The 2,869-nt window shown below is 47.4% G+C and carries 2 protein-coding genes; both read right to left on the bottom strand.

Features of this window, described 5'->3' with window-relative positions:
• Positions 1–2,534, bottom strand: a 2,534-nt coding sequence (locus H6F50_RS09575; RefSeq protein ID WP_190428515.1) for an amino acid adenylation domain-containing protein, incomplete at its 3' end; no start/stop codon positions are given.
• A partial coding sequence (locus H6F50_RS09570; RefSeq protein WP_190428514.1) for a hypothetical protein occupies positions 2,524–2,869 on the bottom strand: 346 nt, incomplete at its 5' end. The genes H6F50_RS09570 and H6F50_RS09575, both read right to left, overlap by 11 nt.

Below are 2,869 nucleotides of genomic sequence, written 5' to 3'. Positions count from 1 at the left end.
AGGGAAGGGGGCAGGGGGGTTAGGTTTTGATTAAATGGGTTGGCAATAAACTTTTCGGCTGTCAGTTCTGGACGATTGAGATAACCTCGCGCCAGTCCTGCACCGCCAAGATAGAGTTCGCCAGTAACGCCGATGGGGACAGGTTGTAGAGAGTTATCCAATACATAGGTTTGTGTATTGGCAATCGGGCGACCAATCGGCGGATTTGACTGGCTACCGCGTTCGATTAAGGCGTATGTTGAATAGGTAGTATCTTCCGAAGGCCCGTAGAGATTAAATACCTGCTGGATGTGGTTTAGCTGATAGAGTTGCTGCACCAGATTATTTAGCAGGGGTTCGCCTGCTAAATTAACGGTACGGACTGAAGCGGGAATGGCGTTATCTCGGAGTAAAGAAGCGATCGCACTTGGCACGGTATTAATTAACGTCACCCGATCCGCCGCTGGTAAAGTCGGCAAATACAAGGCGTTTTCAGCCAAAATGACCGTACCACCGCAGCTTAAGGGAACAAAGAGTTCAAAAACTGACAAGTCGAAGCAGATAGAAGTAGAAGCCAAAACTCCCGCCATATCTGCTGCTGTAAACACTGTTTTCGCCCAATCAATCAGCGCAACAGTGTTGTGATGCGCGATCGCAACGCCTTTCGGTTTGCCAGTAGAACCAGAAGTATAAATGACGTAGGCGAGGTTATCTGCTGTTATCGTTTCTTGAACCGGATTTTCCGAGTTTGACTGAGCAATCATGTCCCAGTCAGAGTCTAGAGAAACAACCTTCGCATTGTGTTTAGGAAGACTCTCAATCAGTTGCTGTTGCGTCAACAATACCGATGCTTGCGTATCCTCTAACATGAACGCTAAGCGTTCTTGGGGATACTTGGGATCTAGCGGTACATAAGCACCACCTGCTTTGAGAATCCCCAAAAGTCCAATCACCATTTCCAAAGAGCGTTCCATGCAAATGCCAACGAGAACTTCGGGTTTCACTCCAAGTTTTTGCAGGTGATGCGCTAATTGATTCGCTCGACTATTGAGTTCGGTATAAGTTAGCTGTTGATTATCAAAAATTACCGCAACCGCATCAGGTGTCTTTTGTACCTGTTGTTCAAATAACTGATGAATCGATTGTATAGATGCGATTAATCGTGTCTCTACATTATCCTGCGCCTGAATATTGTTCCAGTCCAACAACAACTGATACCGTTCTGCGGCAGTCAAAATTGGCAAGTCGCCAAGACGCTGATTAGGATTAGCTGCAATACTTTCCAACAATGTTTGGAAATGCCCCAGCATCCGAGTAATTGTGGCGGCATCAAAACGGCGATCGTCGTACAAAATTCTGAGCGACAACTGGGTTCCCGTTCCTGCCATGATCGTTAGGGGATAGTTTGTCTTCTCAAAAACCTGCAAATTGTATATCTTTAGGTTCTGATTTTCTTCCCATTGTTCCGGTTCAACGGGATAGTTTTCTAAGGTGACAATGCTCTCAAAGAAAGATACGTTGGCAGGAATTTCACTCCATCCCTGAATTTTGACGAGAGGGCTATACTCGTACTGACGCATTTCTGCTTGTTGAGCTTGAAAACGATTTAACCAAGGCAAAAGTTCGGCTTCGGGATTGACATATACCCGCATTGGCAAGGTGTTGACAAACATCCCGACAATCGATTCCACCCCCACTAAATCGGTTGGACGCCCAGAAGAAATCGCCCCAAAAATTACATCCTGTTCGCCACTGTAGCGACTCAGCAGAATCGCCCAAGCTCCTTGCACTAAGGTGTTAATCGTTAAGCGATGCTGACGTGCTAAGGCTTCCAGAGCAGCGCTGACAGCCTGCGATAGCTTCATTTGCTGCTCGTTCTCGTTGTTTTCTAGACTCGCCTGATTGTGCATCCGGTCTAGTCCTAGAGGAGTCGGTGCGGTAAAGCCTTGCAGTGTCTTTCTCCAGAACGCTTCCGCTTTCGACAAATCTTGCTGCTGTAGCCAGGTAATGTATTCCCGGAACGGACGGGGGCGTTCCAGGTGTAATTCTTGACCTTGGCAGAAGGCTTGATAAAAGGCGTAAACTTCCTGAAAGACCAGGGGAACCGACCAACCATCTAAAAGGATGTGGTGATGGCTCCAAACCACTTGATAGGTATCATTTGCTAACCGAATCAAGGCGAGACGCATCAAGGGGGCTTGGGAAAGGTCGAAATCGCGATCGCGATCTGCCTGCAAAAACATTTCCAATCGTTCTGCTTGCAACTCCCGCGAATGCCGCCAATCTTGTTCCTGCCAAATTAGTTCAGCTTGGCGGTACACCACTTGATAGGGCTTTTCCAAATCTTGCCAAAAGAAGGCAGTCCGCAAAATCGGATGTCTGTCGATTACGCTTTGCCAAGCTTGCTTAAACGCCAAGGCATTAAAATCTCCTTGCACCGTCCAGCTATACTGCTCGAAATACATTGCCGATTTTGGGGCATACAGCGTATGAAATAGCAACCCCTGCTGCATCGGTGAAAGTTCGTAAATGTCTTCTAGATTTTCAACTTTCATGGCGGCTGCCTTTGGTAGATTGACTAATTTGGGCTAGCAACTTATCGAAGTCGCTGGTACTGGCTTTGGCGGCGATAAAGTCTGAGGGAGTGTAGCCGCCTGCTTCTGGAGATTGACAGTGGGCAATAAGCGATCGCAACGCCTCTATATATCCCTCAGCTAGTCGCTGCACCGTTTCCCGGCGATGTACTGATTCGCTAAAACTCCATTCCAGGCGCAGTTGACCGACTGCAACTAATCCATTAATTTCTAATAGATAGGGTCGGCTTCCCCGTGGGCTGTAAAGGTTTCCAGTAGATTCAGAGGCGATTTTAAATAGCGAGGATGGCGGTAAA

Origin of the sequence: Coleofasciculus sp. FACHB-712 (genome assembly GCF_014695635.1) — a bacterium.
Classification (GTDB): Bacteria; Cyanobacteriota; Cyanobacteriia; order Cyanobacteriales; family FACHB-T130; genus FACHB-T130.
The sequence above is the reverse complement of the archived record's forward strand: the minus strand, read 5'-3'. Positions and strand labels throughout refer to the sequence as shown.